This is a genomic window from Candidatus Thalassolituus haligoni, assembly GCF_041222825.1.
Lineage (GTDB): Bacteria > Pseudomonadota > Gammaproteobacteria > Pseudomonadales > Oceanobacteraceae > Oceanobacter > Oceanobacter antarcticus.
Genome location: NZ_CP139482.1, coordinates 1,577,560 through 1,603,344 on the forward strand (window position 1 = coordinate 1,577,560; position 25,785 = coordinate 1,603,344).

The 25,785-nt window shown below is 51.6% G+C and carries 27 protein-coding genes and 1 riboswitch; of the genes, 14 read left to right on the forward strand and 13 right to left on the reverse strand.

Annotation, left to right across the window (positions count from 1 at the left end; all coding sequences use genetic code 11):
• Positions 1-167: 167 nt before the first annotated feature.
• Positions 168-422, forward strand: a complete 255-nt coding sequence (locus SOJ49_RS07130) for a YkgJ family cysteine cluster protein (RefSeq protein WP_369857540.1) — start codon at positions 168-170, stop codon at positions 420-422.
• A 32-nt stretch (positions 423-454) separates the two neighbouring features.
• Positions 455-784 carry an NGG1p interacting factor NIF3 gene (locus SOJ49_RS07135; protein WP_369857541.1) on the forward strand — a complete coding sequence of 110 codons (330 nt, stop codon included), beginning with the start codon at positions 455-457 and terminating at the stop codon, positions 782-784.
• A 62-nt stretch (positions 785-846) separates the two neighbouring features.
• On the opposite strand, the gene SOJ49_RS07140 is transcribed toward SOJ49_RS07135, so the two are convergent.
• Together SOJ49_RS07140 and SOJ49_RS07145 are read right to left on the reverse strand one after the other, a co-directional pair.
• Positions 847-1,389: an NUDIX hydrolase gene (locus SOJ49_RS07140; RefSeq protein ID WP_369857542.1), complete on the reverse strand. Its 543-nt coding sequence runs from the start codon at positions 1,387-1,389 to the stop codon at positions 847-849.
• A 71-nt stretch (positions 1,390-1,460) separates the two neighbouring features.
• The gene (locus SOJ49_RS07145) at positions 1,461-1,853 is read right to left on the reverse strand and encodes a DUF3135 domain-containing protein (protein WP_369858047.1); all 393 of its coding nucleotides are present in this window, start codon (positions 1,851-1,853) and stop codon (positions 1,461-1,463) included.
• A 281-nt stretch (positions 1,854-2,134) separates the two neighbouring features.
• On the opposite strand from SOJ49_RS07145, the gene SOJ49_RS07150 reads away from it, so the two are divergent.
• The 3 genes from SOJ49_RS07150 to purT all read left to right on the forward strand — a co-directional run bounded on the left by SOJ49_RS07150 (position 2,135) and on the right by purT (position 4,362).
• Positions 2,135-2,746: a CoA pyrophosphatase gene (locus tag SOJ49_RS07150; protein ID WP_369857543.1), complete on the forward strand. Its 612-nt coding sequence runs from the start codon at positions 2,135-2,137 to the stop codon at positions 2,744-2,746.
• A gap of 74 nt (positions 2,747-2,820) precedes the next feature.
• On the forward strand, positions 2,821-3,051 hold the full coding sequence (locus tag SOJ49_RS07155; protein ID WP_369857544.1) for a DUF1289 domain-containing protein: 231 nt from the start codon (positions 2,821-2,823) through the stop codon (positions 3,049-3,051).
• Between the two features lie 87 nt (positions 3,052-3,138).
• Entirely contained in the window at positions 3,139-4,362 is a 1,224-nt protein-coding gene (purT, locus tag SOJ49_RS07160) for a formate-dependent phosphoribosylglycinamide formyltransferase (RefSeq protein WP_369857545.1), read from the forward strand.
• 57 nt (positions 4,363-4,419) lie between these two features.
• Here the strand turns inward: purT and SOJ49_RS07165 are convergent, their stop codons facing one another.
• The gene (locus SOJ49_RS07165; RefSeq protein ID WP_369857546.1) at positions 4,420-6,084 is read right to left on the reverse strand and encodes a diguanylate cyclase; all 1,665 of its coding nucleotides are present in this window, start codon (positions 6,082-6,084) and stop codon (positions 4,420-4,422) included.
• A gap of 138 nt (positions 6,085-6,222) precedes the next feature.
• Here SOJ49_RS07165 and SOJ49_RS07170 point away from each other — a divergent pair, with 138 nt between their 5' ends.
• Positions 6,223-7,413 carry a permease gene (locus SOJ49_RS07170; protein ID WP_369857547.1) on the forward strand — a complete coding sequence of 397 codons (1,191 nt, stop codon included), beginning with the start codon at positions 6,223-6,225 and terminating at the stop codon, positions 7,411-7,413.
• A 2-nt stretch (positions 7,414-7,415) separates the two neighbouring features.
• Here SOJ49_RS07170 and SOJ49_RS07175 read toward each other — a convergent pair whose 3' ends face one another.
• Positions 7,416-7,964 (reverse strand): YaeQ family protein, encoded by a 549-nt coding sequence (locus tag SOJ49_RS07175; protein ID WP_369857548.1) that lies wholly within the window; start codon positions 7,962-7,964, stop codon positions 7,416-7,418.
• 233 nt (positions 7,965-8,197) lie between these two features.
• Between SOJ49_RS07175 and SOJ49_RS07180 the strand changes: the two genes are divergently transcribed.
• From SOJ49_RS07180 to metE, 7 genes are all read left to right on the forward strand, one after another.
• Complete coding sequence (locus SOJ49_RS07180; RefSeq protein WP_369857549.1) at positions 8,198-8,482, forward strand: helix-turn-helix transcriptional regulator; 285 nt, start codon at positions 8,198-8,200, stop codon at positions 8,480-8,482.
• Positions 8,483-8,584: 102 nt separating this feature from the next.
• Positions 8,585-8,783, forward strand: a riboswitch (yybP-ykoY riboswitch).
• 5 nt (positions 8,784-8,788) lie between these two features.
• Entirely contained in the window at positions 8,789-9,382 is a 594-nt protein-coding gene (locus tag SOJ49_RS07185; RefSeq protein ID WP_369857550.1) for a TMEM165/GDT1 family protein, read from the forward strand.
• Between the two features lie 134 nt (positions 9,383-9,516).
• On the forward strand, positions 9,517-11,562 hold the full coding sequence (locus SOJ49_RS07190) for an FAD-dependent oxidoreductase (protein ID WP_369857551.1): 2,046 nt from the start codon (positions 9,517-9,519) through the stop codon (positions 11,560-11,562).
• Positions 11,563-12,077: 515 nt separating this feature from the next.
• Positions 12,078-12,839, forward strand: a complete 762-nt coding sequence (locus tag SOJ49_RS07195) for an MHYT domain-containing protein (RefSeq protein WP_369857552.1) — start codon at positions 12,078-12,080, stop codon at positions 12,837-12,839.
• A 274-nt stretch (positions 12,840-13,113) separates the two neighbouring features.
• Positions 13,114-13,413 carry a hypothetical protein gene (locus SOJ49_RS07200; RefSeq protein WP_369857553.1) on the forward strand — a complete coding sequence of 100 codons (300 nt, stop codon included), beginning with the start codon at positions 13,114-13,116 and terminating at the stop codon, positions 13,411-13,413.
• Between the two features lie 141 nt (positions 13,414-13,554).
• Positions 13,555-14,163, forward strand: coding sequence for a DUF3833 domain-containing protein (locus SOJ49_RS07205; RefSeq protein WP_369857554.1), 609 nt, complete (start codon positions 13,555-13,557; stop codon positions 14,161-14,163).
• 192 nt (positions 14,164-14,355) lie between these two features.
• Positions 14,356-16,755, forward strand: a complete 2,400-nt coding sequence (gene metE / locus SOJ49_RS07210) for a 5-methyltetrahydropteroyltriglutamate--homocysteine S-methyltransferase (protein ID WP_369857555.1) — start codon at positions 14,356-14,358, stop codon at positions 16,753-16,755.
• 34 nt (positions 16,756-16,789) lie between these two features.
• On the opposite strand, the gene SOJ49_RS07215 is transcribed toward metE, so the two are convergent.
• The 4 genes from SOJ49_RS07215 to SOJ49_RS07230 form a co-directional block, all read right to left on the reverse strand.
• Positions 16,790-17,293: a hypothetical protein gene (locus tag SOJ49_RS07215; protein WP_369857556.1), complete on the reverse strand. Its 504-nt coding sequence runs from the start codon at positions 17,291-17,293 to the stop codon at positions 16,790-16,792.
• A 115-nt stretch (positions 17,294-17,408) separates the two neighbouring features.
• The gene (locus SOJ49_RS07220) at positions 17,409-17,663 is read right to left on the reverse strand and encodes a DUF2789 family protein (protein ID WP_369857557.1); all 255 of its coding nucleotides are present in this window, start codon (positions 17,661-17,663) and stop codon (positions 17,409-17,411) included.
• A 45-nt stretch (positions 17,664-17,708) separates the two neighbouring features.
• Complete coding sequence (locus tag SOJ49_RS07225; RefSeq protein WP_369857558.1) at positions 17,709-18,632, reverse strand: helix-turn-helix domain-containing protein; 924 nt, start codon at positions 18,630-18,632, stop codon at positions 17,709-17,711.
• Between the two features lie 36 nt (positions 18,633-18,668).
• Positions 18,669-20,435, reverse strand: coding sequence for a hypothetical protein (locus tag SOJ49_RS07230; RefSeq protein WP_369857559.1), 1,767 nt, complete (start codon positions 20,433-20,435; stop codon positions 18,669-18,671).
• 553 nt (positions 20,436-20,988) lie between these two features.
• On the opposite strand from SOJ49_RS07230, the gene SOJ49_RS07235 reads away from it, so the two are divergent.
• Positions 20,989-21,564: an OmpW family protein gene (locus tag SOJ49_RS07235; RefSeq protein WP_369857560.1), complete on the forward strand. Its 576-nt coding sequence runs from the start codon at positions 20,989-20,991 to the stop codon at positions 21,562-21,564.
• Positions 21,565-21,673: 109 nt separating this feature from the next.
• Here the strand turns inward: SOJ49_RS07235 and SOJ49_RS07240 are convergent, their stop codons facing one another.
• The 5 genes from SOJ49_RS07240 to SOJ49_RS07260 all read right to left on the reverse strand — a co-directional run bounded on the left by SOJ49_RS07240 (position 21,674) and on the right by SOJ49_RS07260 (position 25,516).
• Positions 21,674-22,231: a chalcone isomerase family protein gene (locus SOJ49_RS07240; RefSeq protein ID WP_369857561.1), complete on the reverse strand. Its 558-nt coding sequence runs from the start codon at positions 22,229-22,231 to the stop codon at positions 21,674-21,676.
• A gap of 456 nt (positions 22,232-22,687) precedes the next feature.
• Positions 22,688-23,239: a GTP cyclohydrolase I FolE gene (gene folE, locus SOJ49_RS07245; RefSeq protein ID WP_369857562.1), complete on the reverse strand. Its 552-nt coding sequence runs from the start codon at positions 23,237-23,239 to the stop codon at positions 22,688-22,690.
• A gap of 52 nt (positions 23,240-23,291) precedes the next feature.
• Entirely contained in the window at positions 23,292-24,161 is an 870-nt protein-coding gene (gene murI, locus SOJ49_RS07250) for a glutamate racemase (protein ID WP_369857563.1), read from the reverse strand.
• 152 nt (positions 24,162-24,313) lie between these two features.
• Positions 24,314-24,889, reverse strand: a complete 576-nt coding sequence (locus SOJ49_RS07255) for a YceI family protein (protein ID WP_369857564.1) — start codon at positions 24,887-24,889, stop codon at positions 24,314-24,316.
• A gap of 150 nt (positions 24,890-25,039) precedes the next feature.
• The gene (locus SOJ49_RS07260) at positions 25,040-25,516 is read right to left on the reverse strand and encodes a DUF2489 domain-containing protein (RefSeq protein ID WP_369857565.1); all 477 of its coding nucleotides are present in this window, start codon (positions 25,514-25,516) and stop codon (positions 25,040-25,042) included.
• Between the last annotated feature and the right edge of the window lie 269 nt (positions 25,517-25,785).

Sequence of the window (25,785 nt, forward strand, 5' to 3'; positions counted from 1 at the left end):
TACAGTGTTTATCAGCGATCAGTAATGATACAACACTCGGTCAGTAAAGCCTCGATAGCGACTCCTCTGTCTGAATCTGAGCGCTATACTGTCAGGCTTGGTTGCAACGGTCGGTTACATTGAACCGGCTTTGGTTGCTTATTTATACCTGTTTGAGGAGATTGCCAGTGGAATGCCGTCTTGGTTGTGGAGCCTGTTGTATCGCACCGTCGATCAGCTCGCCGATTCCGGGTATGCCTAATGGCAAGTTGGCAGGAGAACGCTGCGCCCAACTGTCGGCGGATAATCTCTGTTGTATCTTTGGCTCACCAGAGCGGCCAGCCGTATGTGACCGCTTCAAGGCTGAAGCCGATTTTTGTGGTGATAGCCGTGAGCAGGCCTTGCATATTCTTAATGGGCTGGAGCAGCTTACCACTCAGTGAATGGGGGTGTGTGATCGACTTGTTGAGGCATTATGATGATGTACAAATTAGGCTTTTATGTACCTGTAAGCCATCTGGAACAGGTCAAACAGGCGGTCTTTGCGGCGGGAGGCGGTCAGATTGGCGAGTACTGTCAGTGTTGTTGGCAAGTGCTGGGGAGTGGACAGTTTTGTCCCTCGGCAGCCGCGAATCCTTATCTGGGTCAGCCTGAAACGTTAGAAACGGTTACAGAGTATCGTGTTGAGCTGGTGTCAGCGGATGATCATATTCGTGCTGTGCTGGCGGCGTTGCGGCTGGCGCATCCCTATGAAGAGCCAGCGTTTGATCTGGTGCGGCTGGTGGATGAAGCGGAATTGCCCTGAGAATTGCCCTGAAAAGAACCAGGGTATTTGGAGGTATTCACCGGGCCAGCGATCGTCGTAATTTATTCGCTACTCAGTTGGTTACGGCTGATGTTGAAAATGTGCGGCTGAGGTGGATTCGGGTTGTCGAGATAGCGTCGTAATGTCTGTTCGACCGTTGCAAACGCCAGGGATTGCCAGGGAATGTCGGCGGGGGCGAATAGTTCAACTTGCAGACTTTCCGGGCCGGATGCAAACTCGGGTCGAGGCAGATCGGCCAGAAAAAACACATGTACCTGGCTGATGTGAGTCACTGAAATCATGCTGAACAACGACGAAATGGTCACCTCTGCACGTGCCTCTTCCCAGGTTTCTCGCAATGCCGCCTGCTCGGTACCTTCGTCATTTTCCATAAAACCGCCCGGCAGCGTCCAGTACCCCAGGCGTGGCTCAATAGCGCGTTTGCACAGCAGTATTTTGCCCTGATACACGGGTAATGTACCCGCGACAATCCGGGGGTTGCTATAGAATATGGTGTTGCAAACACTACAAATGTCGCGTTCGCGGTTGTCCCCTTCAGGGATGCGCCGTTCTATGATGCTGGCACATTGGCTGCAGTATTTCATCCCGTCCTCAATTGTTGCTGCGATCACACAATGGGCAGTCGGTATGGCTGCCACGGGATGAGTATACCTTGTTAGTTATTGGCAAGCTGCGGAAACGGAATCACCGTGCTGCTATTCGGGTTGATTGTTGCCTTGACGCTGGTTGCTTCCATGATTGCCTGGTTGCTGGGTAATGCGCTGGTGAAGCCAGCAAGGGCCGAGCGGGTATCGACTTCTGCGCTGTTGATGGTTTGGCGCATCTGGTACAGGTGATCGTGCATCATTTTTGAGACGCGGATGCAGGAATCCATCGGGTTTCTGGCGCGGCGGCGTTCCATATCGACCTGAAACTGAAGCCCACGCAGACGCCGCTGAAAAGCTGGCGGAGCGTTGTTGATGGTTTCTTCGATCATTTGCTGTCTTAAGGCTTCCAGTTGTTCCGGGTTGCTGTCGGCGAGTTTTCTCAGTTCGTCGAAGGATGGCATCTTCACAGCACTGGCCTCTTGGAAATTTTTGGGAACTTGCTTGCACTTTGTGAAATCTAGTCTACCTCAGTAACAAGATGTAAAGAATCTTGTCGCTTTGTTTTTTAACCTGTCTAACCTGTTGAATTTACTTTAGAAATATTTTTGACAGTATTGTCACGCAGGTTTGAGCAAAAAAATCTACTTTGGCCGATAATCTGCTTCAACTTATTAGCCTGCTCTGAAATCTTGTCTTGAGCTTTTTCTGGTGATCGAAAGGTCTCCCTACTAGACTGTTAATCATGAATCAATCCGATCTTTTTTTCCGTTTGTCCGGGGAATGGCAAGGCCATCAACCCAGACGTTTTTCCCGTGCCGGTTTGCGCGAAGCCGCCGTGTTGGTGGCAGTTACTGATCATCCGTATCAGCCATCATTGTTACTGACCCGGCGAGCTGCCGATATGCCCACCCATCAGGGTGAGGTCGCCTTTCCAGGCGGCAAACGCGACGATACCGACCATGATCTGGTGGCAACGGCATTACGTGAAGCCCATGAAGAAGTCGGTTTGTCTCCCGAGTATGTTCAGGTGGTGGGCATGCTGGATCAGGTGGTGTCCAAATACGGTTTTCTGGTGACGCCGGTATTGGCGGTGATTCCCCATGATGTGGCGTTAACGGCAGACCCGCGTGAGCTGGATTGCCTGTTTCATGTACCGCTGGCATTTTTTGATCAGCCGCCATCCGGGTATTTCCAGCGGGATGGTATTCGTATGCCGACCTGGATATTTGAACGTTTTCGGATCTGGGGGCTGACGGCCTACATTACTGCGGAGATGCTGAATCGTTATTTTGCCGCTGAGATTGCGCTGGGTACGGTTGTACCCGCTACCGCAGAAGACCCTGAAGACGTGTAATCGACACTGTCTTGTTCTGATCAGACCCAACGGGTAGCATTCACCCCTTCGCTTACTGCTGCTGGAGGCCGCTCTTGTCTACGGATACGACGCCATCTGCCGGAACTGAATTGCCGGTAAAATCCCCTTGTGTTCATGTCTGTGTGCTGGATAACCAGGACATTTGCCAGGGGTGTTATCGCTCCGGTATGGAAATCAGCCAGTGGGGCCGGATGTCGAACAGTGACAAGCGCGATGTACTGACGCGGTGTCATCAGCGGGAGCTGGTATCAGGTAATGTGTTTGTTATAGCCCCCTCTTCCTGAGTCGGTATTTCTTGTTGTTATTCATTTTTATTGGCGTTAGGCGGATGATCCGGCCCGGTGCTGATTTGCTTGCCAGAGAGTCTGATTATGTCTGATGTTGCTGCTGTCCTGAATGCCCCGGTTATCGGTACCCCTTTTTCAGCTACCGCGACCCGAGTGCTGTTGTGTGGCTCTGGAGAGCTGGGCAAAGAGGTGGTCATTGAGTTACAGCGCCTGGGGTGTGAGGTGATTGCGGTGGATCGCTACGCCAACGCTCCGGCGATGCAGGTTGCAGATCGTTGTCATGTGATCAATATGCTTGACGGTCAGGCCTTGCGTGCGGTGATTCAGCAAGAGCAACCAGCCTTGATCGTGCCGGAAATTGAAGCCATTGCGACGGCGACATTGGCAGAGCTGGAAAGTGAAGGGTTTCGGGTTGTGCCAACTGCCCGTGCAACTCAGTTGACGATGAATCGTGAAGGCATTCGTTGTCTGGCGGCAGAGACACTTGGAGTACCCACGTCGAGTTATCGTTTTGCGGCCTCAGAAAGTGATTTTTACGCGGCTGTTGATACGATCGGTTTGCCGTGTCTGGTCAAGCCGATCATGAGTTCGTCTGGTAAAGGACAAAGCTTTGTTCGAACGGCTGCAGAGCTGGCTCCGGCCTGGCGTTATGCGCAAGAAGGTGGTCGTGCAGGGCAGGGGAAAGTGATTGTCGAAGGGTTTGTGGATTTTGACTTTGAAATCACATTATTGACTGTCCGTCACAGTGATGGGTGCGGTGGCACGGTGACGAGTTTTTGTGATCCGATTGGCCATCGCCAGCAAGACGGTGATTATCAGGAATCCTGGCAACCGCAGCAAATGACCGCAGCGGCCTTGCTACGGGCGCAGGAGATTGCCACCACCGTGACCACTGAACTCGGTGGCTGGGGGTTGTACGGCGTTGAATTGTTTGTGCGCGGGGATGAGGTTATTTTCAGTGAAGTCTCTCCACGACCACACGATACCGGGCTGGTCACGCTGATTTCGCAAGACCTGTCAGAGTTTGCCTTGCACGCACGGGCGATTCTGGGATTACCAATCCCGTCCATTCGTCAGTTCGGGGCTTCTGCGTCAGCGGTGATCCTGGTAGAAGGACGTTCAACGACGATGCAATACGGCAATCTGTTTACTGCCATGATGGAGCCGGACACCCAGCTGCGCCTGTTTGGCAAGCCGGAGGTGCAGGGCAAGCGGCGTCTGGGGGTCGCTCTGGCAAGAGCTGAGTCTGAAGCGCTGGCGCGTGACAAGGCAAAACGCAGTGCCGATGCGGTAACTGTGACCTTGTAAACCAGTCAGCAGTACACAGCAGGGTTTGGTGTTCCAGGCGCAGGCGATTCTTTCTAGCTATTCTGGCCAGGATGTTGACTGTCTGCCCGCGAAACCCTTGTCAGCAGTATTGCCGTCGGCTAAATCGCCATCGGCTGAATCGCTACCTGCCGCAGGTCGCAGCGAGGCAACATCAATCACCCGATATTGGTTACGGCCGTTATTTTTGGCCAGGTACAGTGCCTGATCTGCCAGTTGTAACCATTCTTCGGCGGAGATAAACCCTAGCCATGGCCCGCCATGGTGAATCCAGGCGGCTCCCATGCTGATGGTCAACCGGTGGCTGACATCGGAATCCGGGTGGGGTATTGCCAGGATTCTGATGGCATTGGTTACTTGAGTACATAACTGCTCAAGCTCTTCGCGGCTGTCAGCATAAACTAGCAAGACAAACTCCTCGCCGCCAAAGCGGGCAATTTCCTCGTCGGTTCGCCGAGCCAGTTTCGACAGTGCCGTCGCAACCTGCTGCAATGCCTGGTCTCCCTGCTGATGACCGTAGCGGTCGTTATAAAGCTTAAAGTAGTCGATATCGATCATGATCAGTGCCATGGATAACGGATTGCGGCAGAGTCGATACCAGGCTCTTTCCTGCATACGGTCAAATCCACGTCGGTTGCGCACTCCGGTCAGGGCGTCGGTGTGACTGAGCACTTCAAGGCGCTGGTTCTGATCCCGAATAGTAGCTACCAACTGATTATGTGAGTTGGCCAGCTGGGCTATCTCGGTGATGTAAAACGACTGGGTGAGCGGCAATTCTTTTAAATGCCCCAATTTCAGGTTGCGTAACAAATGGCTATTGGCGACTTTAAGAGGAGTGATAATCAAGTGTAGAATGATTGAGAATAAGGATGCGGGAATTGCACCAATGATGAGCATTTCCTGCAGGGTATTCATATTCAAGAGATGCGGCAGGCTAAGATCCGGGTCGGTGATTTTCAGGCAGTATACGGGTTGCTCGAACGGGTCTTGCAAGCAGCGTATGGCACTGATCATTGCGCTGGTGACCGGCTCATCAAATCCCAGGGCGGGGTCGGTGATGGCAACGGTGGCAATGTTCAGACGGGTAATGCGTTCAAAGTCGCCCAACATGGTGTTGTTCAGACGTTTCATAAACACCATCCAGCCAACACCTTCGCCTGTGCCATCGGAGCGGGAGATCGGATTGGCCGCAATCATGGTGGGGAAACCATCGATCAGTGTCATGGCAGTGGCTGGGGTGCTGCCAAGCAAAACTGTTTGTAGAATCGGTGGCAGCAAGTGGTCGGTGGTGCCCGAGTAGTGCTCCAGCTGTCCGTTGCTGTAGCGATAGCCAGCCCGCAGAGTCTGGGTGCTATCCAGAATCATCACGCCATTGAGTGATAATGAGGCAAAAGTCGACACGATAAAATTGGCGCTCAGATTATCGTTTGTATCGTGGCTGCTATGGATGAAATCCCAGCTGTAATCCCACTGGGCATGGTCGTTGGTCATTATCTGGAGCTGTTCCTGAGCAAGTGACAAGGCTTGTGCCAGGCTTTCTATGCCGCGTTGTTGCTGGGCTGCTGCCATGGCCATGTCGGCAGGATAGCTGACCCAGTAGCGGAATCCGGCCAGCCAGACAAACAGGAGTGTCAAATAGCTGATGACCAGAAGTGTATAAAGCGTTTTTACCGAAAGCTGTCGTGGCTGCGCCTTTTTCGGCATGGATAAATCCGGTTTGAGTATGGATAGTGTAAGGATAGTCGGGTTGGGCGAAATTGTCGGGTCTTGCTGCGTTATTTCGGCAAGGTACGTGGATGAGAATATTTGGCATTGATTTGCAGGGGGGCGGTGAAGCGCAATATGAGTGAATCTGGAAGTTGTTGCGGTGGGAACAGCTCGCCGCTTGCCGGTGAATCTGCTGTAAAAGCGGGCGTGGCGGTGCAAAGCTGTTGCGGCAGTGTAACGGTTGCCAGTACGCCGGTGGCTGCCAGCTGTTGTGGTGGAGGTTCGACAGCAGACGACACTGGCTGCTGCGGGCCAGCCAAAACATTCGACTGGGTGTTGTGGGGTAGTGGCAGCTTTGTGGTGGCAGGTTACCTGGGCTGGCTACTATTGGGTCAGGTTGGCCCGAGCTGGCTGGCGACCCTGTTGCACACCTCGTTCGAAATGGTGAACGCCATGTGGTGGGGAGTTATCTCGGCGTCCTTGTTTGTTGGTTTGCTGGGGCGTATTCCTCGTGAACTGGTGATGTCGGTGCTGGGGCAGGCAGGTTCGCGGCAGGGGATTTTTCGTGCCACTCTGGCGGGACTGATGTTGGATTTGTGTAATCACGGCATTCTGATGATTGGTATGAAGTTGTATGAGCGTGGTGCCAGTATTGGTCAGGTGATGGCCTTTCTGATTGCCAGTCCGTGGAATTCATTAACGCTGACGCTGATTTTGATTGGGCTGATCGGTTTGCAATGGACGCTGGTATTTATCGTTGCTTCGCTGGCCATTGCCTGGGTCAGTGGTTTGATTTTTGACCGTTTGGTGGTCACCGGTGTGCTACCTGCCAATCCTAATCATCAACAACCCCAGAAGGTTCATGTCAGAGCAACGCTGAAGCAAGTCTGGCAAGATGAAGACTGGACGTTATCCGGGTTGGCAATGATGTTCTGGCAAGGGTTGAAAGAATCCAAAACTGTACTGCGTTGGGTTTTTCTCGGTGTGGTGCTGGTGGCGCTGGTGCGGGCTTTTGTGCCAGAAGACAGTTTCGGTGTCTGGTTTGGTGCCAGTGCCGGAGGCTTGCTACTAACCCTGCTGGCAGCGACGGTGATTGAGGTCTGCTCGGAGGGTTCCAGTCCGATTGCAGCCGACTTGGTCACCCGTGCTGCCGCACCGGGCAATGGCTTTACCTTCCTGATGGCGGGTGCCGCGACGGATTACACCGAGATCATGTCGCTTAAAGACACCACCCGCAGCTGGAAAATCGCTCTTTTCCTGCCGCTGGTGACCGTGCCGCAGGTATTACTGCTGGGATGGCTGATGAATAGCATGGCGGCCGGGTGATGTCAGTCACTGAGAGGGTGCAGCTGTTGGGGTTGTATTTCGATACTGCCCTGGTCATTACCCAGCCAAAGTGTGCCATCCTGGATATTGGCCTGTAAGCGCATGGTGCGATCGTAAAGCGACTCCAACTGTTCTATGGCATCGGCGTCGAGGTTGTAGACGCTGAGGTTGTTGAAGCGTGTACAGCTGTTTTTGAGGCTGTCCCACCACGGCAATGCGGTGCGGCCATGATATTCGTAGATGCGTACTTGTTGGGCTTTTTGGCAGGCTTTGCGAATGCGTTTTTCATCCGGCTGGCCCAGCTCAATCCAGAGCAGGGTCTGGTCGCTGTAGTCTCTTACCCACAGTTCCGGTTCGTCATCGGTACTGAGTCCACGGGTAAATTCCAGGGTGTCACTTGCATTCAAGGCAAACACCGCAATTCGGGTCATTAATCGCAGCAGAGTTTCGGAAGGGTGTTGCGCCAGTGTCAGGTTATACGTTTGATAGTGGTGGCGATCCATGTCTGACACGGCCAGTTCGATTTTACAAATGGTTGCCTTGATGGCCATGGGAATTCCAACGACTGAATATCGGGCCGCGAGTGTACCTTGAGGTTTACTCAATAGCACGGGTTGCGGTGTTCGGGGTTCTTTATGGTGAACGTCTGTTTTTCAGCTATACCTACAGAGACCGGTTGGTCAGGCTAATCTGCAGGTTGCTTGACTTTGAACTCTGTATTGACCGGCTATTCAGGGGGACCGTGAACCCAAACACCACGGCTATAAAAATAGTGAGCCTTGTTATGAGTTATCAAGAATTGAGTGTGTCAGGGCTGTTGGCTGAAGTCGGTTTGCGGGTACGAGCTGCGCGGCTGGTGGCGAATCTTAGCCAGGAGCAGTTGGCTCGTGAGGCGGGTGTTAGCCGCTCGACAATCAAGCGTCTGGAAGCAGGAACCGATAGCGTCAGCTTGTCCAATCTGTTGGCGGTATTACAAGTTCTGGGCTGTATTGACGCTGTTGTTGCCTCCTTGCCTGAACCGGAACGCACAGTAGATGCCCGTCAGCGTGCATCCCGTACCAGTCACTGAGTCATCGCAGTATGTTCGAATCCGTTATCTTGCCGATGGCTCTAAGTTGCTCGGAGCGGCGGCTTAAGGTTTTGACAAACCGTGCGTTCAGCGCTAGATTGCAGCCCTCTCTTGGGGGAGTAGTCTGACGAGCGTTGGTTATTTTTATTTTGTAAAAAACAACGTTCGTATCCTGCGTCAACATACTTGGGCCTCATGCTCATGGTGCAGGAAATACCTTGGTATTGGACAAGACCTGAGACGAATACTGGTTCCATGGGTGGCTGCCAGCATTCGTCTTTGGTGTCTGCTGCCCGGTAACGATAAATGATAGATTCTCCTGACTCGCTGTTCTCTTCCGCTTTTTTTTCTTCTGCTGTTGCGGTCACGCTGGCTGAAATGGGTGATAAAACCCAGCTGCTGACGCTGTTTCTGACGCTCAAATTCCGTAATAAATGGGCGATTGTGCTGGCGATTGTGCTGGCGACGCTGGTCAATCACGGCCTGTCTGCCTGGTTCGGAGTGTGGCTCGGTGATCGCCTTGAGCTATGGCTGAGTGATGGCTGGATTGATTGGCTATTGGCTGGCAGTTTTATGGCGATGGGGTTATGGGTGCTGATTCCGGACAAGGACGATGGCGGCGAATCCCGGTTTCTGGCGTTCGGTGCGTTTTTTGCCACTCTGGTGCTGTTCTCACTGGCTGAGTTGGGTGATAAAACCCAGATTGCAACGGTCTTACTGGCTGCAGAGTGGCAACAGCCCATGCTGGTGACGCTCGGTACGACGCTTGGGATGTTGATTGCGAATGTGCCGGTGATCTGGTTTGGCCAGGCATTGCTACAGCGGATTCCGCTGGATCGTGTGCGTTATGTTACGTCGCTATGCTTTTTTGCTGGCGGTGTATGGATCTTGCTGATGTAGGCCGGACGCTGGGATAATGGCGATAAAAACGCGGCCAATGTTCCGTTGGGTTTTTTATTTGCTCTGTATGGTTATTGTTTGGCCGCCAGTACGCACTACACTGGGCGTAACGATAATAATCAGAGCATGCACCCATGAGCCGCTATACCCATCTGTTCCAGCCCCTTGATCTTGGTTTTACGCAACTCAAAAACCGGGTGGTGATGGGCTCCATGCATACCGGTTTGGAAGACCGTCCCTGGCACTTCAATGAACTGGCGGCTTATTTTGAGGAGCGGGCCAAAGGCGGGGTAGGCTTGATCGTGACCGGTGGTTTTGCACCGAACCGGGTCGGCGACCTGTTGCCATTTGGTTCCAAGCTGATCAGTTCATGGCAAGTGCCGTTTCATCGCAAGGTAACGGACGCGGTGCACCGTCATGATGGCAAGATCCTGATGCAAATCCTGCATGCTGGCCGTTATGGCTATACGCCCTTAAACGTTGCGCCTAGTGCGATTCAGTCGCCGATTACGCCATTCAAGCCACGGGAGCTGACTGCCGGGCAGATTCGTACCACCATCAAGCATTTTGGCCGTGCGGCAAGACTGGCGCAAAAAGCCGGTTATGACGGCGTCGAGGTTATGGGCTCGGAAGGGTATTTTATTACCCAGATGCTGAATGCACGTACCAACCAGCGCACCGACGAATGGGGTGGCAGCTATCGCAATCGAATGCGGTTTGCTATTGAAGTGATCCGCGAGATTCGTGCTCGAGCCGGTGAGCATTTTATTGTGATGTTTCGTCTTTCGATGCTGGATCTGGTTGATGGTGGTTCTACCGCCGAGGAAATCATCGAGCTGGCACATGAGCTGGAAAAAGCCGGTGTTACTCTGCTGAATACAGGCATCGGGTGGCATGAAGCTCGGGTGCCGACCATTGTGACCTCGGTGCCTCGGGGGGCTTTTGTGGCGGCGACCGCGCAAGTGAAGCAGGCAGTATCGATTCCTGTTATCGCCTCCAACCGCATTAATATGCCCGAAACCGCAGAAGCCATCCTGGCTCAAGGCCAGGCGGATATGGTTGCTATGGCGCGACCGTTTCTGGCAGACCCGGAATGGGTGCTGAAAGCCGAACAAGGTCGTGAAGACGAGATCAACACCTGTATCGCCTGCAATCAGGCTTGTCTTGACCATACCTTTGAAAACAAACGTGCCAGCTGTCTGGTGAACCCGCGTGCTTGTCATGAAACCGAGCTGGTATGGCAACCGGCCACGCAACCGAAACGGGTTGCAGTGGTGGGAGCGGGTCCTGCCGGGCTGGCCTGCGCTGTTGTGGCTGCCCAGCGTGGCCACCAGGTCACTCTGTTTGAGGGGCGGGATTTTATCGGTGGCCAGTTTAATCTGGCATCCCGTATTCCGGGGAAGGAAGAGTTTCGCGAAACCATTCGCTATTACCAGGCCATGATTCAGAAACTGGGGATCGACCTGCGCTTGTCGACGCGAGTGGAGGCAGACAGCTTGAGCCAGTCCGGCTTTGATGACGTGGTGATCGCCACTGGTGTTGAGCCGCGTATACCGCAGGTGGCAGGGCTGGACAATGCCAGGGTAATTACTTATCAACAATTGTTGAGTGAACCACTGGCGCTGGGTTCAAGAGTAGCCATTATGGGTGCTGGTGGTATTGGCTTCGATGTCGCCGAGTATCTTACTCAGGAAGGGCAATCCACCACACTGAATGCGAAGCACTGGCATGCTGAGTGGGGCGTGGATGTCACCAGTCAGGCACGGGGCGGATTAGTTGCTCCGGTAGTGGATGCCTCGCCCCGCAAGGTGTATCTGCTGCAGCGAAAAGCGTCGGCGCTGGGTAAAGGGCTGAATAAAACCACCGGTTGGGTGCATCGTGCCACCATGAAGATGAAGCAGGTCGAAATGATCGCAGGGGTACAATACGACCGTATCGATGATCAGGGCTTGCATATCCGTATCGTACGTGGAGATGAGACTGAAGAGCGTCTGCTGGAAGTCGATCACATTGTGGTGTGTACCGGGCAGGAGTCCGTGAATCGGCTTTACCACGATCTAAAAGCGCTGATGACAGACGGTGTAACCGGTATTCATCTGGTGGGAGGGGCTGAATTTGCCGGTGAACTGGACGCCAAACGAGCCATTCGACAGGCCAGTGTGCTGGCCGCTTCTCTGTAGCCATTCGATTTGATCTGACTGCCGCTGGTTTTTTGATCAGACGGCAGTCTTCGCGCTTCATCCCTCTTTTATTACCAGGGGATTCTCCCCCATCTCTCCCCCATCTTGTAACTTTGTTAAGAATTAAAACCCCTATTTTTGTACATGTATTGCATCATTTTTTGATTTTTTATCATTAAGAATGGGTTTTTTATGACTTTTTGGTTCTGAATTGTATGAAATGACCGCGATTTTTTAAACTCTTGACGCTATTTTTTTGATTTTGTCGATACATGGCTTGTTGGATTTATTGATTTATGTCAGATTTTATATGCGTTTTGAGGTGCTTATGACAAATTGTGCTACATTTTTAATGTACGGTTTCTATTCAATATTATATAAAACCTATACAATAGTTGCGTCAGAGTTGTTCGAAATGATGTCTGGCATTTGATTTGGCGGTTTTTTCGTCGTGTTTTTTACTCAGAAAGTGGAACGGTTATCCGATCTGACGCTTTCTGAACTGTGAGGTGGCTATGGCTTCTGAGTACAATTTGGCGCTGGTCGCACTTTCGTACTGTATTTCTGTACTGGGTTCGTATACCGCCCTGAAACTTGCCAAAGGTATGGCCACATCGCGCCCGGAAAATCTGTGGTTCTGGGTGGTTGGATCGGCTTTTGCCTTGGGTGGGGGTGGTGTATGGGCGATGCATTTTGTCGGCATGCTGGCATTTGATACTCCGGTTGATTTTGGTTACGACCTGGGAATGACACTGGCATCATTGGTGTTGGCCGTCGTGGTTGTCGGATTGGGCTTGTATGTTGTAGGGCGTAACCCGGATAGCCTGATGCGGTTATTGAGTGCCGGTCTTATCACCGGGCTTGGTGTGGCTTCCATGCACTACACAGGAATGGAAGCGATGGTGATGCCGGGTGAAATGATTTACGACCCGGCTCTGGTCGGGGCGTCCATCCTGATTGCGGTGGGTGCTTCGATCTGTGCGTTATGGTTGGCATTTAATGTCCATACGCTGATGCTGAGAATACTCAGTGCCATGGTGATGGGAGTTGCTGTATGTGGCATGCACTATACCGGTATGGCGGCAATGCATATGAACTATAGCCATTCCCCTGCGGATGGCCTGTCGCTTTTGCAGTATAAGGCGACGCTTGACCCCGGCGTATTGGCAGTACTGATTGCTGTGGTGGTAGTGGCATTACTGTTGTCGCTGCTGGTGGGAACCATGGAAGGCTTGAAGGAGCAGGAACGTCGGGTTTCACTGCGTATTGATCGGTAAGTGCTGGAACATTGTTGGGGGCGCGTGTCCCCCGGCATAAAGTGGAACTGTCGTGGTTAGTGTGACGTTAAAAAATGGCAGTAAGGCGGTTAAATTAGCCCAACCGACTTGCTGCCACCTTCTTGTTTACCCATCCTCTGCTCTGTACCTGCACTGTGAATTTTGCCTGGCTCTGGCTGTCGGCACTCATGCCCATTCCCTGTAAAAGCCATCACTTACTATAACCTGCTAGGCTGTAAAGCAACTTTCTGATGACTGTGTAGTGGTTGCTGTTATGTGGCTTGTTCGTTCTTTCTGTCTTGGCATGGTGATGATCATTGCGGTTGATGTTGCGAACGCTGAACCCGAGTGCAACGATCGTGATGCCGTGGTCGCCAGTGACACCTTGGCAAAGAAGTTATTCAAGGCCGCTGTCGTTTTTCACCCCGCGCTGGTGTTGAAGCGCCACTGGCCCAGTCGGCAAAAAGAAGTTGCCAGTTATATTCAGGCTGGCGAAAAGAAGTACAGTATCTATACGCTGGTTTCTCCTGATTGCCAGGCGCATTTTATCAAGCGTACCCGCCAGAACGACTGAGTTTCATTGTAGCGGCTTTCCCCTTTTGCAGACGGCTTTGCAGATTCCTGATTTTGTTGTTGTATAATACTGTATAGGTTTTTGGTCTTGATTGTGGTGTATCAATCACCGAATGACAGCAGCGCTTTAAGGGAGTGTTTTATGAAACCGGTTATTTTTATGGTTGTTCTTACCACTGCCTCTGTGGGGCTTCTCGGGTGCAGCAGCATCACCGTTCAGGAGTACGTTGCCAACACGCCGACATTGATACCCAAGACATTTTTTAATGGGCGGCTATGCGCGGATGGTATCGTAAAAGATTATCGCGGCAGGGTGACCCGCCATTTTAATGCCCGCATCTTGGCCAGTTGGGATTCAGCGGGCATCGGTACCCTGGATGAAGTTTTTCAGTTTGCTGATCGGCATCTGGGGGATTATGAAAAACGCATCTGGACCCTCGTGCCGGATCGTGATGGAGCCTATATGGCGACGGCTAATGACGTGGTGGAGCCAGCTCGCATGACCTTTGCTGGTAACAGTTTGCATATGAACTACCTGTTGAACTACGGTGCGGATGACGATCAGATCACGCTGCGTATGGATGACTGGATGTTTCTGGTGAACGAGAAAACCATCGTCAACGAAACCCGTATGAGTAAATGGGGATTGACGCTTGGCCATGTGCTGCTGACTATTCGCAAGGCACATCCTGCCGATTTGTGTCTCGCAGGAGGTTCTGCTGCGGCTGCAACCGAGCGGGTGTCGATGTAACGGACGGTGGCCGTGATTGGATCACACGTTATCCGGGGGACAAGGTGATTGGATAGTCTTGCAGAAGTACTACTGGTTTGTTCATTGTTGCTCTGAATTAATATTTCTCAATATAAGTTCAATTTATTTCGTTTTTTCTCATAAATAAATCCTGCCAGAATCAGCATTAATTTCATGATTCAGAGAAAAAACATGACGAAGTTTCATATTCCTGGTTTCCCTCGTATTGGTGAACAACGCCAGCTTAAACGTGGATTGGAAGGTTATTGGGCTGGTGACGTCAGTCAGCCAGAGTTGCTGTCGATAGCAACCCGCATCCGTGAGTCCAATTGGCAACGTCAGCTTGCCGCTGGCGTTGATTGGCTCACGGTCGGGGATTTTGCTCTTTACGATCACGTACTGAATACGTCGGTACTGCTGGGACATTTACCAGAACGGGTAAAAACCACGGATAATCGGATTGATCAGATGTTTCTGACGGCCAGGGGACGGGCACCGTCAGGAACACCCTGCCACGCTGCGGAAATGACCAAATGGTTTGATACCAATTACCATTATCTGGTGCCTGAGTGTCGCGCTGACGATACCTTCCAGTTGCAGCCTGAGTGGTTGCTGGATGAGATCCGCGCCGCCCAGGCGCTGACTGATCAGGTTAAACCGGTCATTCTTGGTCCGATGACGTATCTCTTTCTGGCTAAAAGTGCAGAGGGTGTTGATCGATTGAGCCTGTTGCCACGACTTTTACCGATTTACAGTGAGTTGTTCTGTTTGTTGAAAGAACAAGGTATCGACTGGGTGCAGCTGGATGAGCCTGTACTGGCGCTGGATCTGCCAGATGACTGGCGGCAAGCATTTGAACCGGCTTATCACAGCCTGCGTTTTGGCGGTCTGAATATCCTTCTGGCCAGTTATTTTGGCAGCCTGGAACGTAATCAGTCTGTGGCGCTGGGGTTACCGGTGCAGGGGCTTCATATCGATCAGGTGGCAGGAACCGATGATCTTGGCGCGCTGGTGGATAAGCTGGGGCCTTACAAGGTGCTGTCTGTTGGCGCTATCTCGGGGCGCAATATCTGGCGTACGGATCTGGATGCCTGTTACCGCTTGTTGAAGCCGGTCGCTGAACAACTTGGCGATCGTCTCTGGGTTTCGACCTCCTGTTCGTTACTGCATGTACCCTATGATGTTGATAATGAAGCCGAAACGGACGGGCGTATGACTCCGGCGGTATTACCCTGGTTGGCATTTGCACAGCAAAAACTGGAAGAGGGCAGTCTATTACGTGACGGGCTCAACACCGCAGCGACATTAAACCGCCTGGCCTGGCAGCAGCAAGCAGACTGTATTACTGATCGCCACGAGTCGCTCATGGTTCACAAGCCTGCGGTCAAGTTGGTGGCACAAACGGCGGCCAGCCAGCAGTGGCAACGCAGCCTGCCGTATGAGCAGCGAGCTGAGTGTCAGCAAGCGCGCTGGCAGTTGCCGTTATTGCCGACAACAACGATTGGCTCATTTCCTCAAACGGCTGAGATTCGTCAGTTGCGCCAACGGTTTCGCCAGGGCGATATCAACCCATCGGTCTATCATCAGGGCTTGCTGACGGAAATAGAACACTGCATCCGGGTTCAGGAGGACATCGGCCTGGACGTACTGGTGCATGGCGAAGCCGAACGTAACGATATGGTGGAATATTTTGGTGAGTTGCTGGAGGGCATTGCTGTATCGAGCCATGGCTGGGTACAAAGTTATGGCTCCCGTTGTGTCAAACCGCCGCTGATTTTTGGGGATATTGAGCGACTGCAACCCATGACGGTGGAATGGAGTCGTTATGCGGCCAGCCTGAGTGAGCGTCCGGTGAAAGGAATGTTGACCGGTCCAGTGACCTTGCTGAAATGGGCGTTTGTTCGTGATGACCAACCCTGGTCTCAAACCGCCTATCAGCTTGCGGCTGCCCTGAGAGTCGAAATTGCCGAACTGGAAGCTGCTGGAATCGGCATGATCCAGGTGGATGAACCGGCATTACGTGAGGCATTACCATTAAAGCAGGCCGAGCGGGCGGATTATCTGGCCTGGGCCGTCAATAGCTTCCGTTATGCAACCACCGCTGTTGCTGCTGAGACCCAGATTCACACGCACATGTGTTACGCCGATTTTGACGATATTCTGCCAGCGATCGAAGCTATGGATGCCGATGTTATTACGCTGGAGACCGCGCGTTCAGCGAGTAAATTGCTGGGCGGCCTGGCCAGTCGGCCTTATCACAATGGTATTGGCCCAGGTGTTTATGATATTCACAGCCCGAATGTACCGGATACTGAGGCGATGGCTTCGATATTGAGAGCAGCGGCTGCCGTTGTACCGCTACGCAACCTTTGGGTGAACCCGGATTGCGGCTTGAAAACCCGTCGTTGGGAAGAGGTGAAACCTGCACTCAAGGCGATGGTACAGGTTGCGCAGACGTTGCGGGAGCAAGGGCTGGATACGATCAGTCATGCCGGGCTTGGCGGCGAAGCAGCTTCCCGGCAAGTTCATGAAAGTCTGATCGGTCATACAGAGGATGATCCTTGTCCCTCTCACGCACGCTGCGTGCCGTAGTCGCAAGTTGTTCGTCTGGACGGGGCTGCCCTGGTCAGTCCTGCTCCAGATCCTGTTCGGGTAGTTTGTCGGTGAGTCCATGCTGTTTGGCCCACAGCTGTAGCATGATCAGTACGCGTTCATCGCAGGTCAGTTGGTGATGAAACAACTGGTCTGTGGCTTCCGCCAGTGCTGGTTGGTCGGTGATTTCTTCACTATGGTTGCCGAGTTCGATACTGAGTTCGCGATTGCAAGCCTCATAGATTTTGGTCAGCAGAGGTTCGATGCGCTCGGGATCATCGGTCATTAACCAGGTTTGTTCCAGGTCATTCTCAAGCTCACGCACAATTGCCCAGGTAGTTTCCCCGCGCTGATAGAGGGTATCTTGACTGATGCCATGTATATCTTCGAGAGCATAGTCCCAGTCATTCCAGCCATCATCGGGTTGGATGAGTGTTGTCTTGATCAAGCCATCCGCCATTGACCAGGCAATGGCAATGGGATGCGCTTCTTCCTCGTAGGAGCTGGCGTCAACAGCAATAAAATGTGGATAGGCCACAGCTACCTCTTATCTGAAAACCGGGAAGTGGAATGTACGGTTTGCAGCGACTGGCAGCAACCGAATTTATTACCAAAATACCTCTATCTCCGGCTTGCAGACCGCTTGATTGACTTTACGAGGGGCGAATATCAGGTTCTTGTCGCAGTAGCGTATCCAGGGTATCGATCACTTCCGACCAGTCGGCATCCTCGTTGAGTGATTCGCTCAGGAACTGCTGTTGTGACGTCGTAAAAAAGGACAATTCTGAGAGCTGGGAATGTTGGCCAATAGGTTTGTGACGATCAATAAAAGTACTGATTTCCGTTTCGCTGTGTGGTAAGCCAAGCTGGCGAAACAAATCAGTCAGCGTATGAATGGGCGTGTGCATGCGGGCCACCTTCTCGTTGTATAGATGACTCAGTGAGACCAAAAATTACCGGTGAAGTTCATATTGGGGGCCAGACTGCAGTGCTCGGCGTAATGCTCTGGGGGATTGACCGAACCAGCGGCGGCAGGCACGGCCAAAGTTTGCCGGGTTATCGTAACCCAGTTGTTGTGCCAGTAATCGCAGTGGCAGATCTGCTTGTTCGATACCCTGAAGTGCCAGTGAGCTGCGGTGCAATTCCTGTAATGACTGGTAACGTGTTCCCAGATTAGCGAGTTTGCGATTGAGGGTGCGGCTGCTGATCTGCAATGCTTTGGCACAGGCATCGACGCCAGGCGCGTCAGGTTCTCTTTGTAACCATTGCCAGACCTGGACTCCGGCATCATCGTTGCTGGCAGGCTGGTTGGACAGGCGTTGCAGGCATTGACGGCGCGCCTTTATCGACGGAATCGTTGACGGACGTTGGTCAGAGGAAGGCAAGGTCAGTGTCAGAGTCTGGCGGAGCGTATTCAGGGAGGTCAGCTGGCTATCAACCAGGCCAAGGTCGATCATGCCTCTGAGCAGCCGGGCGTTGATATACCCCAACATGTATTGATGCAGGTCGTTTTTGACTCTGGCTGGTAGTTCATCCGAAAGCTCTGGAGCAATGCTGATCGTAAGATTGAGGGTGCTTGCTGTTGCTGCCATTTTGATGTCGAGCCATGGTATTGACAGCCGGGTATAGCGCATCCACCAGGACGCCATTTCCAGTCCGTCAATACTGGCCTGAAGAATCTGGAAGAGCATTTCCTGATCGGCTGGCCCCAGCTGATCTCCATGCTGTGTGCTCATCGCGGCTATATCAACGTGTTCAAGCAGCTGTTGTAGTGAGCCTGATAATAAGGTCGACACCGGAGTGGCCAGGGCTGGGTTGCCGATCGGGTGTGCCCGATTGAGAAGACGCAAGACTTCCCAGGGAGCACGGCTAGGCATGAGTGCTGCAATGTAGGGTGTGGAAAACGCGCATCGCTAGAGATCTTCCAGATTTAACTTGATGGTGGCGGTGAAGCAGGATGAATCATCCGTCCAGAGAATATGGCCGTTGATCTCCATATCGACAATTTCTTCGCAGATTCCTTGCAAGAGTCGAGGCCAGGGTGCGTGCGGTGGCGGTTGGGTTCCAGCGCGCAACGCAACGGTCATGCTCAGCGTCTGATTGTGCAGTGCGAGTGCGAGTGCTGGTGTGGCATCACTTTTTCTGGATGGTTTTATCAGTAAATGTTCAAGCAGAAATTCAATCAATGCCAGTTTGACATCAATAATCAGAGATAGTGGTGTCGTCAGAGCAGCCGTTGATTTCGCCCGAGTCAGGTAGCGTTGGATAAATTGCACCAGGTCGACAGATTGCTTCGCTGGGCCTGTGAGCACATTAAACGCGTGAATGGTCACATTTAGTGGCGCCGCGAGGGTCGGTTCAGCAGCCTTCGCGGCAGTTTCAAGCGAAGGGGTGACCAGTGACAACAGTGAAGGACGTTGTCGGTTGGCCATCTGGTGGCGCAGGTGGTCACACTCTCGTCGCAAACGATCGAGATCGCTGCTTTGCACCATGCCCAGATGCTGGAATTCGTCCTGTTGCTGGCGTAATGCCGTTTCCATTCGAAGATTCAATTCTTGCAGCTGTTTGCGGGCATAATATTCAGCGGTATGGTCAACACTGCAAATCAGTACTTCTTCCGGGCGATTATTGTGAAAGCGGATAGCCTGGAAACTGATATCAAACACACCTTCCTGGCCGTTGAACTTGAGTAATGAAAACTTGCCCTGCACTCGTTTGATACGTCCTTGCAGCAGCTGGTAAACGCGCTCTCGCTGTTCAACACCAGTATCAGAGTTCAAGCGTTCCAATATTGCATGCAACGGATTGTCGATACGGTTCAGCGCTTCCTGGTCTGTGCGTAACTGATAACAAAAATTGCGGTTGGTTTCCATCCGGTCTTCTCGAACCAGATAACGGCAGAAGCCCATTGTTGTGTTTTCAATTGCCATATTGAGATGATTATGAGTATCTTCCAGCTCGATTCTGGCCTGATCACGCAACTGCATGTCACTGAGTAATGATTGGCGCATTTGTTCGATGGCAAAGGCAAGGGCATCCAGCTCATCCCGTTTTTCCGGAGCAACGCGGGAACGATGCTGAAGTGCAACAGGGTGGTCGGGGGTTTGAATCGAAAAGGTTCTGGCCCAGTCTGACAGTGAGCGTATATGACGGGTAATCAGATGATGGATCAATAACAGCAAAATCAGTGAGATGGCGATGGTTTGGCACAACTGTACCAATAACATGTTAAACGCACGGGTTTCGAGTTGTTGGCGCAGCTGCTCATAACTGCCGAGAATGGTCAGAGTTGCAAGAAAAGTCTGATTCCCCTTCTCTTCATAATAGACTTCAAACTGGTGGCGGATATCGATTTCGCCGGGTTTGAGCCCCGTTTCTATGTAGCCGAAGTCAGCGCTGTCGATGGCAATGTACTCAACGCCGTCAAAATTGAGCATCCCTTCAAGTTGAGTGCGCAACTGTTCGGCATCAAAATTCCAGAGGCTGATTGCGAGGCTGTTTTCATAGCTGGCTTCCAGCTTTACCAAATTGTTTTGCAGTCGCTGGGTGCCTCGCTGATAGTCGTCAATCAGTATCCAGCCATAGGAAAGCATGGCAATCAGGAAATTTGCCAGCAGCAGATATGAGAGCAGTTGTCTTCCTATCCGCGTGCCAAATGCCGCAGAAAATTGCTCAATCAAATGTCAACTCCATGATTTTCTCCGGATGTTACTCAGAATAATGCTCTGGGAGTACTGATCGCTATTTGGCCAGCTTTCAGGTCTGGGTCAAGTAGCGATTTGCTTGTCGTCGGTATAAAAATTTCCTGGCCAAACCAAGTTGCCATTACAAGCCGCCATTAGTGGGAACCCTTTGGTCAGTATTTTCAGCAGGGCCATGTCCTGATGGGTTTTGCAGACCGATTTGGCACTTTTTTGATGCTGTTCAACGTAATGGGGCAGAGCCTCCGTACCAGCGCCAAGCTGAAACCGGCCAGCCAGCAGGAACGGTTGGTAATAGTATCAGGGATTACCTAACTGTAGCCCAGCTAACGTTTTTTTGTTGTCTGGCGATGAAAGAAGCGTGCCATACCGGCATCCACAAATCAGGGTGACTGGCTCAACTTGACCTGCCACAAGTTTGTTAAATGTCTTTTTTTTGGGGCGTTGAATGCTTGATTTGCATCAAAATTGTGCACCAGAAGGCAGGTACTCTGCACTCATCTATCAAGCGCACGGAATCAAGGAGTGCAAAATGAAACTGATCAAAACTTTGCTGGCCACTGCTATTGCGGTATCTGCTATCCCGGCCATGGCTTACGAAGCAGGTGATATTATCGTCAAGGCGGGTCTGGTTCAGGTCAAGCCTAAGGATGATCCCATTGAAGGTACTAACTATCAGATTGAGGATGACACTCAGCTGGGTCTGACTCTGACCTATATGGCGACCCCGCAGGTCGGTGTGGAACTGTTGGCGGCGACTCCTTTTGAACATGAAGTCACTTCCAATGGCAACAAGGTTGCGACAACCAAACAGTTGCCACCGACGATTTCTGTCCAGTATTACCCGTTATCTCCGGAATCAGCACTTCAGCCCTATGTTGGTCTGGGTTTGAACCACACATTCTTCTTTGATGAAGGTATGGCGGCAAAGCACTTGGATAAGAGCACCGGTTTGGCTTATTCTTTGGGCGTTAACTATGATATAGATGCTAGCTGGTTAGCGAATATTGCTTTATACAAAATTGATATTGATTCCAAACTTAATGATGCTCTGGACGTAGAAATTGATCCTCTGGTCATATTAGTGACTGCTGGCTATAAATTCTGACCGCAGTAATCATATGTTTTTTTAAAAAAGCGGCTATTGCCGCTTTTTTAATGCCCAAATGAATGGGAATACCCTTAAGGAAAAAGCATCAAACCGGTTGATGATAAGTCTACAAAATGGTCGCCGCTATACCGGAATCGAGTTGACGAGTCTGTGCTTGCAGCATCTGGGTGTCCAGGGGAGTCTTTGTTGTCATGGATGCCTGGGTCAGGGCATTGAACCAGTCATGACCTTGAATAATACCCATATATTCATTTTTGACAATAACTTCAGAGCCGCGCCCTGGCGTATATTCGATCACAATTGAATCGCCTTGTTGAAGGCGGGTATCCAGCATTTTTACCAAGGCATTCAGTCGACTTTCCAGTTTTGCCAAATGCTCCCACTCAGTGGCTATTGTAATGGCGTCATAAAGAGATATTCCCACTCCTCGGCCACTGATAAGGTCTGATTTAACCGTCAGTTCCAGGCGCTGTATACCGGCGCTGGACTGGTCATTATAAATAGAGCTGGTATACGCATCTGTGATATAAAAATAATCACGTGATGATGAGTTTTTCAGTTGCAGGGTATGGTTGCCATCTAATGAGGTAACCGGGGTGTTATCGGCCATGCAGGCTGCTGAAAGAAAAGGCAGTATGGCAATTGCCAATAGGTGATTTTTCATATTCCATTACCTCTCATTGTTTATTGTTTTCTCCTTTCTCACATCTGAATCTACGCTCTGTGATGATTAATCGCAATTACATTTTTTTTCACAATGGCTTTGTTTCCGCTTGTTACCTTAGGTGACAAGTAGAATATAAGATGGATGGTGGCATCCGGGGGGATGTGTTTCGTACAGTAGCAATGACGTGTTTTTCGAGATTTTTCTGATAATAAATATTGTTGCTTTCCTGCGGCTGTAAAAAGTACACACCAATCATCTTGTTGCTGGCTGAGTCTATCTGTCAGTTGTCTGGCGTATCTCCTGACAAGTCTGTGCTCATTCTGCGTGAGCACTACGGCCATGTACGGCGAGTTTCAGACTTGATCAGAAGTTTGTCAGGATTTGTTATAAGGCCTGCCACATTATTGATATGTGGGGGTGGCTACTGCCGGTCATGTGATGGGTGATGCAGGGTTACATTCCTACCAGACGCATAAACTCGCTGCGGGTGGCGGCATTGTTGCGGAAGTCACCTTTCATAACGGAAGTGCGCATCATGGAGTTCTGTTTTTGCACCCCTCGCATCATCATGCACATATGCTGCGCTTCCATGATGACCCCCACACCTCGACAACCGGTGACTTCTTCGACGGCTTCAGCGATTTGCTTGGTCATGTTTTCCTGGATTTGCAGGCGGCGAGCAAACAGGTCGACGATGCGGGCAAATTTTGATAACCCGAGTACCTTGCCGTTGGGCAGATAACCAATATGACAACGCCCGATAAAGGGCAGCACATGATGTTCACACAAAGAGTAAAACTCGATGCCCTGCACCGCGACCATCTCGTCATTGTCACTGGTAAAAACGGCACCATTGACGACCTCTTCGAGATTGGCGTCATAGCCACTGGTCAGGAACTGCATGGCTTTGGCGGCACGCTTGGGTGTATCCAGCAAGCCTTCGCGGGTGATGTCTTCCCCCAGTTCGGTCAGAACCTCACTGTAAAGGATTTCGAGTTTTGACATGTTTTATCCAGATTTCCGAAATACCTGAGCACTATACTCAATTAATAAATAGTTATACAAGGTGGTTGCTTGTACACGTTGTGTTTGCTGTATTGCCAATGATCTGTGGCACATTCAGTTGGATCCAGTCTGGGCTGATACTCTCTGGCAGATAACCAGTAGACCAGAACTGACTCAGATGTTTTGCGTCTGCAATGCCACGGGTTTGATACAAATAGAGATGACCGATAGCGGTTTTAGTGTCGGTCTGCAGTGCCGCTCCCAATAAGTGGTTTACCCTGCGAGCAATCGCCGCGCCGGAGTCTACCCAGTTGATCGACGGCCAGAGCAAGGTCAGATATGGCCGTAGCAGTGGAAAATGGGTGCAACCCAGTACGATATGGCTAGGGCAAGGCGATTGTTCCACCCAGGGAGAAAGGTGTTGCCTGATTCGTTCTGCCATTACGTCGTGGATGCTGTCGGGTGAGCGGATCAGGGTTTCGGCCCACTCAACCAGTGGTCGGCTACCTAGCCGTCTTACCTCACAATGCCCGGCAAAGTCCTTTACCAGTTGATCTGTATAAGAGCGACCAATAGTCGCCGGCGTTGCCAACAGCCCGATAACGCCGTTCGCTGATTGTTCTGCGGCCGTTTTGATGGCGGGAACGACGCCCACTACAGGAATATCCAGTACCTGGCGGAGTGAGTCCAGTGCCAGTGTACTGGCAGTGTTGCAAGCAATAACCAGCAGTTTTACCGGCAGCGCACGAACCGCTTGCTGACACAAGCACACAATCCGTCGGGTCAGGGCCAGATCCTCGTGAGTACCATAAGGAAAGGCGGCAGTATCCATTAGATAGTGGACTGTCAGATCGGGACGTAATTGATGTATTTCCCTGACGATACTAAGGCCACCAACACCGGAGTCAAAAACCAGAATCAAAGACAGTTACCAGGCGAGATTTAAACAGAGTGGCGGGCAGTTTAACAAATTTCATCCGATGTAGCTGCGTGTTTGGGTGATGAGCCGTTACCTGATGGACGGGATCGCGCGCACAATCGGGACGTTGTGCGCGCTGGATCTGACGAGCCGGATTACTCTGGATTCAGTATCAGGGTGAATTCCACTGGTACAACCTGACTGATGGATGCCAGGCTGGCGACGTTTCGTAGCGCCTCGATACCGCCTTCAAGCCCAAAATCAGCGGCATTAACAAGAATGGGGGCCAGGCTACTGACGACCATGGAATCATCGGCAGCCGGGGTGGCCAATACTTCTGTACTGACCGGGACGCGCTTGCCATGTAACGACAGTGAGCCAGACAGGGTAAAGCGAGTGGGCTGGCCTTGCTCCAGAGAGGTCATGACGGAGTCGGGAATCTTGGCCTGAAGCACGGCAGTCGCAAACTTATCGGTATCAAACAGCATGGATTTCATCCGGCTGTTGCGGATCTCGATACCGGTTTCAACGCTGGTCAGATCGATATTGATCATGGCAGCGCCGCTGCTGTTGACGGAACCATAAACGTGTTTGAACTGGTGACTTTCAACTTTGTTAATGTTCTTGGTGGTCTGGAAGGCGACGATCGAATCGTTATTAACCTGCCAGTCCGCCAGGGCGGGCAGGCAGGCAAACACAAGCGGGGCCATCAGTGCGGTGCGAAAAGTCATACAGACTCCTTAGCGGATTGTTGGAACCTATTGGAACGTTCATATGAATACGTCTTTGGGCGCTCATTAGCCAGCTGGCTTTGCGGGATGACTGTCCTGGTACTGTTGGCGTAGACGCTTGGTGTTCCAGTGCTGGCTAGTGAATGCTGGCTAGTGCAGCAGAACAAGATCCGGAAACTTGAATTCGACCAGCCATCCCAATGCGTGTTCAATAGAAGCCTTGTATTCGCCTTCCAGGTGAATGCGCCGCGTGTCGATAGCAAACTGCTGTTTGGGTGCGAGTTTTTTATAGGCATCGAGGATAGGCATATCGGCGACCTGCTCATGGAAGGTGCGTAAAACAGTTAATTTGTCATGTTGCCAGACTAATGGATCAAGACCGCTGATAATGTGATGCAGTCGTAATACCCCTTCGGTGATATCACATTGATCACTCAGTATCGCCCGGGCCAAAAAACGTACATCTTGAACCAGACCTTGCTGATGGCGGCGCAGCTGCTGTTCTGCGGTAGCAGCTTGCGCCTGTTGTTCTGCCTCGACCTGTCTGACCTTATGGGTCAGGTGCCAGGCGTAGAGAGAAAGAAGGGTTATAACTGCGATGCCGATGACTGCGGTCAGGATAAGCATGGGAAAAGCCACTAAAAGAGTTTGCTGGGATGATAAACATTTCAGCGCAAAAGTTAAGGAATGCGTTTAAAAGAGCATATTCTGTGGGTGGCTTACACGTTTGGTGCCGGTGGGCAGAATACACAGATACCTTGAGGATGACTGCTTTCACGGTATCGAATCCGAAAACGAGGGCCTGAGCGATGGCCGGATACTGCATAGGTCGGGCGTTCGGAATCCACCCGTTTTGAGGGCAAGGACTGAGGCGTTGCCTGGTTCTGCGGGTTTTG